Source organism: Clostridioides sp. ZZV15-6598, from assembly GCF_020657705.1.
Lineage (GTDB): Bacteria > Bacillota > Clostridia > Peptostreptococcales > Peptostreptococcaceae > Clostridioides > Clostridioides difficile_F.
Map to the genome: position 1 here is coordinate 1 of NZ_JAGWCS010000165.1, position 7747 is coordinate 7747.

Sequence of the window (7747 nt, forward strand, 5' to 3'; positions counted from 1 at the left end):
AGCATATATTGAAGAATTAAAAGATAAAAATCCACTATATAAAATGATTAAGTTTTATGAAGACATGGACTTGATTATTATAGAAGGGTATAAAAATTATAGATTTAAAAGATTAGAGGTAACTAGAAAAGATAAGTATAAGGATATTTTATCAAATAAATCTGATTTGATAGGTATTATAAGTGACATAGAATATGATTTAAATATTAAGCAGTTTAGTTTGAATGACTACAAAAATATATCAAAGTACATAGAATCTTGTATAAAAAATAATACTTTAAAATTAAATGATAGTGAAATAAAAAACATATTAAAAGAATAATTTTAAGATATTATTTTGATATAAAATGGTATAATTATTTATATATAAATAAAGATATGAGAAATTTATTTAATTATAAAAATCGTATTTTGAATTATAAAATATTATAGAAATCGTGGGAGGATAATATGAAAAAAATATTAGTAGCATGTGGAGCAGGAATTGCAACATCAACAGTAGTTTGCGACAAAGTAGAAAGATTGGTTAAAGAAAATAACATACAAGCAGAAGTTATACAATGTAAAATCGCTGAATGTGCAACAAAACAAGAAGGTGCTGATTTGATAGTATCTACTACTATATTACCAACAACTTATGATATACCTGCAATAAAAGCAACAGCATACATAACAGGTATAAATACTGCTGCATTAGATAAGAAAATATTGGATGCTTTAAAATAAGTTTTTGAGTTTACAGTTATAAAAAATATTTAGCACTAAATATAGAGTTGTATCTTCGTAAAATTTTATTTACATAGATATGGCTCTTTTTAGGTGTATTTTAAATACGTAATTATATAAAATAAATATTCAATTTCATGAAAAATATTTTTTTGAATTGTAATTTTATAAAAGATTTAAAATTAGTGTTATGTTATACTAATTTAAGGGTATTTTTTAGACGTATTGATAAAGGAGGGGTTTGAAACTTATGATAAAACAATTTGTCAAATATTATAAACCATATAAGAAAATATTTACATTAGACCTTATAGCAGCATTCTTATTTTCTTTATGTGATTTAGTTTATCCTATGATAACTAGAAATATAATGGATGACATTGTTCCAAATAAAAATTTAAGAATGTTAGTAGTTTTTGCAGTTGTACTTATACTTATATTTATAGCAAAAGCAGGACTTAATTATTTTATGCAATATTGGGGACATGTCATTGGTGTAGATATGCAAGCTGATATGAGAAATGAGGTATTTACACACTTGCAGAGGCTTCCAAATACTTATTTTGATAATAACAAATCTGGAGTAACTATGTCTAGAATAGTAAATGACTTAATGGATATAACAGAGCTTGCCCATCATGGTCCTGAAGATTTATTCATTTCTATAGTAATGTTAGTTGGTTCATTCTTTATACTTATAGATATAAATATTCCTCTTACTCTTATAATATTTGCTATATTACCATTTATAATTTGGTTTGCTATAACAAAAAAAGATAAGATGAATGTAGCTTTTATGAAAAGTAGAGTTACTATAGGTGATGTAAATGCAACTTTGGAAAATAGCATAGCTGGAATGAAGGTAACTAAGTCTTTTTGTACTGAAAAAGAAGAATTAAATAAGTTTGTAAGAAGTAATAAATTATTTAGGAGAGCACGACAAGATTCTTATAAAGTAATGGCAGAATATTATTCTGGTATGAACTTATACATGGATATTTTGGAATGGGTAGTTGTTATAGCTGGTGGATACTTTACTTATCTTGGGAAAATTACTTTAGGTGATTTTGCTGCATATATATTATATGTAAAAATGTTTATACAACCTATGAAGAAACTGATAAACTTTACAGAACAATATCAAAATGGTATGACAGGTTTTAAAAGATTCATAGAAATAATGGAACAAGACCATCAAAAAGAAGCTAAAAACCCTGCTGAACTTGAGCATGTAAAGGGTAATATCGAGATAGAAAATATATCTTTTACATATGAAGATGATACTCAAGTATTAGATAATTTAAGTTTGTCTATAGAAGCGGGTAAAACTATAGCTTTAGTAGGACCTTCTGGTGGAGGAAAGACTACCTTATGTAATTTATTGCCAAGGTTTTATGAATTTGATAAAGGTGATATAAAAATTGATGGAAAGAGCATAAGGGATGTAAGTTTAAAATCATTGAGAAAAAATATAGGTATAGTTCAACAAGATGTATTTTTATTTACAGGGACTATAAGAGATAATATTCTCTGTGGAAATCCTAATGCCACAGATGAAGAAATGATTGAGGCTGCAAAAAAAGCTAGAATACACAACTTTGTAGAAACTTTACCGGATGGATATGATACTTATATAGGAGAAAGAGGAGTAAAATTATCTGGCGGACAAAAACAAAGAATTTCAATTTCGAGAATCTTTTTAAAAAATCCTCCAATAATAATATTAGATGAGGCTACTTCTGCTTTAGATAATGTAACAGAAAGAGAAATTCAAGAGTCTTTAGAGGAATTAAGCAAAGATAGAACAAATCTAGTTGTTGCACATAGATTAACTACTATAAAAAATGCTGATGAAATCATAGTGCTGACAGATAAAGGAATTGAAGAAAGAGGCACTCATGAAGAATTAATAAATAAAAATGGCGTATATAGTAGATTACACAATAACTAACATATAAATTAAATCTATAAACATAGAATATATTAAGACTTATAAAACCAATTAATTTTAAATTGATGAGATGTTTTATGAAAAAAATGTATTCTATGTTTTATTTTTTGCAAATTATAATTAATTCTGTTTATGAAAACAGCTATAAATAGGCAATATTCAGGATAACGTTTTTTTATAAAGAATAATTTAGAAAACTAACTTTAATTTATTGAATTTATAGAATTTTATGAAAAAAATCGAATTTTGACTTGAAATGTTTTTCAAAAGTAGTAAAATAATGGATAACTATACATACATTGTATACAAATATATTTATTTATGAGGGGGAATTTTATATGGAGGCAATAACAGCTTTTTGTCTAGTTTTAGTATCACTGACGATAGGAGATGTAGTATCAGCAAAAACTAAAGCTTTTGTTCCATCAGTTTTTGTATCAGCAATTATATTTATAGTAGGATTTTGGACTTTTTTCCCAGAAAATATCGTGGACCTAGCAGCTTTAGGAACACCATTAGCTCAATTAGGTATGCTTTTATTAATAACTCATATGGGTACTATGATGAGTATTAAAGAGCTAGCAGGTCAATGGAAAACAATAGTAATAGCATTAGCAGGAATAGTAGGAATATGTGTAGGAGCTTTAGCATTAGGTACTTTAGTGTTTGGATGGGATACAGCAGTAATAGCTACACCTCCTCTTACTGGAGGATTAGTTGCATCTATAATGATGGCAGATGCTGCTACAGCAAAAGGTCTTGCAAGCTTGGCAGTTTTAGCAATTTTAATGTATGTAGCACAAGGATTTGCAGGTTATCCTATTACAGCATTAATGCTTAAAAAAGAAGGAAAAAGACTTTTATCAGATTTTAGAAGTGGAAAAGTAACTGTAACTAAAGTTGAAGAAGCAACTGAAAAATTACCTGAACAAAAGAGTAAGTTTAAGATAATACCAGATTTACCTGAGAAGTATGACACAACATATATGATAATACTTAGATTAGGACTTGTAGCATGGTTAGCAGTGCAATTTACAAATCTTACACATGAAGTTGTATCAAGATATGTTATCTGTTTGATATTTGGTGTAATAGCATCAGAACTTGGAATAGTTGACAGAAAACCACTTAATAAATCTGGTTCATTTGGATGGTTAATGACATCATTGATGGCTTTTATATTTGCAGGATTAGCAAAAGCTACACCAGCAATGCTTGCTGAAATGGCTGTTCCTCTTGTAGGAATCATAATATTTGGTGTAATAGGTATGGGGATATTCTCTATTATAGTAGGTAAACTTTTGGGTGAAAGTAAAGAAATGGCGTTTTCAGTTTCACTTACAGCACTTTATGGTTTCCCACCAAATTATATATTAACTGAAGAAGCAGTAAAGGCCTTAGCTGAAACTCCAGAAGAAAAAGAATTTTTGATGGATAAAATGCTTCCAAAGATGCTTGTTGGAGGATTTACTACAGTAACAATAGCTTCTGTAGTAATAGCAGGTATTTTTGTAAATCTTATATAAATTTTAATTAATAAACAAGGCATTTAAATAATAAGAAGAATATGTAACACTTGGAGGTCTGGAATGAATATTAAAGAAATAACAAATGGATATAAAGATTATGTAATCAAACTTAGAAGAGAATTTCATGAAAATCCTGAAAAAAGTATGGAAGAATTTAGAACATCAAAAAGAATTAAAGAAGAACTTGATAAGATAGGAGTACCATATGTATCATCTGGAGGGACAGGTGTAGTTGCAACTATAAAAGGGAATCATCCAGGAAAAACTGTGGCACTTAGAGGAGATATGGATGCACTTCAAGTTGTTGAATGTACAGGTGTAGAATATAAATCAAAAAATGAGGGGCTTATGCATGCTTGTGCACATGATGGTCACACATCAATGCTTTTAGGAGCAGCTAAGGTTTTAAATGATATTAAAGATGATATTAAGGGAACTGTGAAATTATTTTTTCAACCAGGAGAAGAAGTAGGTAAAGGTGCAAGAGCTATGATTAAAGATGGTGCTATGGAAGGTGTAGATGGTGTATTTGGAATTCATCTTTGGAGCGATGTAGAGTGTGGGACTGTATCAGTTGAAGAAGGTCCAAGAATGGCTTCTGCTGATTTCTTCAAAATTACTGTAAAAGGTAAGGGTGGTCATGGTTCACTTCCTCATCAAGGGGTTGATGCAGTACTTGCAAGTTCTGCATTAGTTATGAACTTACAATCCATGGTTAGTAGAGAAGTAAGTCCTTTAGAGCCACTAGTTGTAAGTGTTGGAGTTTTAAATTCTGGAACAAGATTTAATGTAATAGCAAGTGAAGCTGTTCTAGAAGGTACGATAAGATTATTTAATCCAGAACTTAGAAAACAAATTCCTACTATTTTAGAACGTATAGCAAAATCTACAGCAGAAGCGTATAGAGCAGAAGCTGAGTTAGAGTACGGATATTTAACACCAGCTGTTATAAATGACAAGGAATGTTCAGAGATAGCTACAGATGCAGTAATTAAGCTATTTGGAAAAGAAAGTATAGCACTATTTGAAAAAGTAACAGGAGCAGAGGATTTTGCTGAGTTTATGAATATTGCACCTGGTGCATTGGCATTTGTAGGGGCTAGAAATGAAGCTAAAGGAGCTTGTTATCCTCACCATCATGGCTGTTTTAATATAGATGAGGATGCCTTAGAGATTGGAACTGCTTTATATGTTCAATATGCAGTAGACTTTTTAAATAAATAATTTTAATATACTATTTTAATATACTATAAAGAAAAAGCAGAGATTGAGTTTATACTCTCTGCTTTTTTATTGTCTATAATTACTATAAATATTGACTATAAAAAAAAGATATGATACTATAAAAGAAAATGATAATCAATATCAATTAAAAAAGAAGGTGATTTAATTGAGTAATATAATGTTTGCGTTTTTAATAACTTTATTTGCTGGCTTGTCTACTGGAATAGGAAGTTGTATAGCATTTTTTGCTAAAAAGACCAACACTAAATTTCTTTCTGTAAGTTTAGGATTTTCTGCTGGTGTTATGATTTATGTATCTATGATAGAAATATTTCCTAAGGCACAAGAGGCTCTAACAAAGTCTATGGGAGAAAAATTAGGAAGTTGGTCAACTGTAATAGCTTTTTTTGCAGGAATGGCTATCATTGCAATTATTGATAAGTTAATTCCTCAAGAAGAAAATCCTCATGATATAAAGAAAATGGAAGATGTGGATGAAAAAAATATACAAAAAAATAAATCTCTCTTAAGAACTGGGATATTTACAGCAATGGCTATAGCAATTCATAATTTTCCAGAAGGATTAGCTACATTTATATCAGCTCTTGATGATGCGACAATAGCAATACCAATAGCTATAGCAATTGCTATACACAATATACCAGAAGGAATCTCTGTATCTGTACCAGTGTATTATGCTACAGGAGATAAAAAGAAAGCTTTCTATTATTCTTTTTTATCTGGAATGTCAGAACCTTTAGGAGCAATTATTGGTTATGTACTTCTTAGAAATTTTCTAAATGATACAACACTTGGAATTGTGTTTGCCATTGTTGGAGGTATTATGGTATTTATATCACTTGATGAACTACTACCATCAGCTAGAGAATATGGCGAACATCATTTATCAATTTATGGATTAATTGCAGGAATGGTTGTTATGGCTATTAGTTTATTGCTATTTAAATAGATTTTTAGATATCTAATTGTAACCTAAAATTAATATCAAAATGATATAATTATTAAAACAGATTATCATATGTCAAAATATCATTTTGGAGGTGAATCTTATGGAAAAGAAAATGAAATTTAAATTTGATTGGTATAGTTCACCTGACAGGATAGAAGAATGGTTAGAAGAGATGGAAGAACAAGGATATAATTTATATAAGATAAGTAAACTTGGAGGAATTTTTCATTTTTATAAAGGAACTCCAAGAAAAATAAAATACGCTATTGATTATTATTATGATGCTGAGGAAGATTATTTTAATAAACATAGGTCTAGAGGATGGAATCTTATATTTAGAAGCATTGGTAGTTTTGTAGGTACATCTTCATGGTATGTATGGACTAAAGCATATGAAGATGTACCTCCTAAATTATATAGTGATTTAGATAAAAAAGATAAAGTAAAATCAATTTTATTCATGAATTTATTTTTATTTACTATTTTAGTAGCTATTTTTATATATTTATTGTTCACTGAAATAAGAAATTTATTTAATGGTTATGGAGTAGATATTTGTACTATCGCATTGCAAATTATGTTATTAATTTTGTATTTGGTACAATTATATAAAAGAATAATGTATTACTTAAGGATTAAAAATTTAAATAAGTAAAGGGAGAAGTGTCTCGAAATAATTTTGAAAAATTATTTTGAGACACTTTTTTTATCAATAAGTGTTATTCTTTATATATATTTATATCAATTATAACCTTTTAGATTTTATTTGAATCTTGAGTATTGATAAGAATAATTTAAAAATGTTATTCTAAGGTATCAGATATTTAAAATCATATTTAAATATCTCAATAAAAAAATTCTAATAGTGTGTAATAAGAAAGTGCATAAGGAGGAACTTATGGTTAGGATTGCAATTTGTGAAGATGAAAAAGAAACACAATGTTTAATAGAAGAATATCTTGATAATATATTAAAAACTATGAATATAGAATATGAAGTACAAAAATATAGTTCTGGAGAAGATTTACTTGAAGGAAGCTTAAAAGATATAGATATACTGCTTCTTGATATACTAATGGAGCAAATGAACGGAATGGATACTGCAAGAAAGATTAGAGAAGTAGATAATAAAATGGAGATAATATTTATAACTTCTTTAATAGATTATGTGCAAGAAGGATATGAAGTAAGAGCTTATAGATATTTGTTAAAACCCATAGAATTAGAGGAATTAAAAAAACATATATTAGCTTGTATTAAAGATATTGAAACAAATAAAAGTAATTACGTTGTAATAAAGAACAAGTCTAATACATACAAGATTTATTTAAATGAAATAAAATATAT

General features: G+C 28.2%; 8 protein-coding genes. All 8 read left to right on the plus strand.

Features of this window, described 5'->3' with window-relative positions; all coding sequences use genetic code 11:
• On the plus strand, positions 1 to 322 hold a 322-nt coding region (locus KGF50_RS19210), incomplete at its 5' end, for a molybdopterin-guanine dinucleotide biosynthesis protein MobB (RefSeq protein ID WP_227849548.1).
• A gap of 128 nt (positions 323 to 450) precedes the next feature.
• Entirely contained in the window at positions 451 to 726 is a 276-nt protein-coding gene (locus KGF50_RS19215) for a PTS sugar transporter subunit IIB (protein WP_227434042.1), read from the plus strand.
• Between the two features lie 250 nt (positions 727 to 976).
• Entirely contained in the window at positions 977 to 2677 is a 1701-nt protein-coding gene (locus tag KGF50_RS19220; protein ID WP_227849549.1) for an ABC transporter ATP-binding protein, read from the plus strand.
• A 338-nt stretch (positions 2678 to 3015) separates the two neighbouring features.
• Entirely contained in the window at positions 3016 to 4203 is a 1188-nt protein-coding gene (locus tag KGF50_RS19225; RefSeq protein ID WP_227849550.1) for a hypothetical protein, read from the plus strand.
• A gap of 63 nt (positions 4204 to 4266) precedes the next feature.
• Positions 4267 to 5430, plus strand: a complete 1164-nt coding sequence (locus KGF50_RS19230) for a M20 family metallopeptidase (RefSeq protein WP_227849551.1) — start codon at positions 4267 to 4269, stop codon at positions 5428 to 5430.
• A 178-nt stretch (positions 5431 to 5608) separates the two neighbouring features.
• Positions 5609 to 6400: a zinc transporter ZupT gene (gene zupT, locus KGF50_RS19235; RefSeq protein WP_413926844.1), complete on the plus strand. Its 792-nt coding sequence runs from the start codon at positions 5609 to 5611 to the stop codon at positions 6398 to 6400.
• A 100-nt stretch (positions 6401 to 6500) separates the two neighbouring features.
• On the plus strand, positions 6501 to 7055 hold the full coding sequence (locus KGF50_RS19240; protein WP_227849553.1) for a DUF2812 domain-containing protein: 555 nt from the start codon (positions 6501 to 6503) through the stop codon (positions 7053 to 7055).
• A 243-nt stretch (positions 7056 to 7298) separates the two neighbouring features.
• Positions 7299 to 7747: response regulator (locus KGF50_RS19245; protein ID WP_227849554.1), on the plus strand; the 449-nt coding region annotated here is incomplete at its 3' end.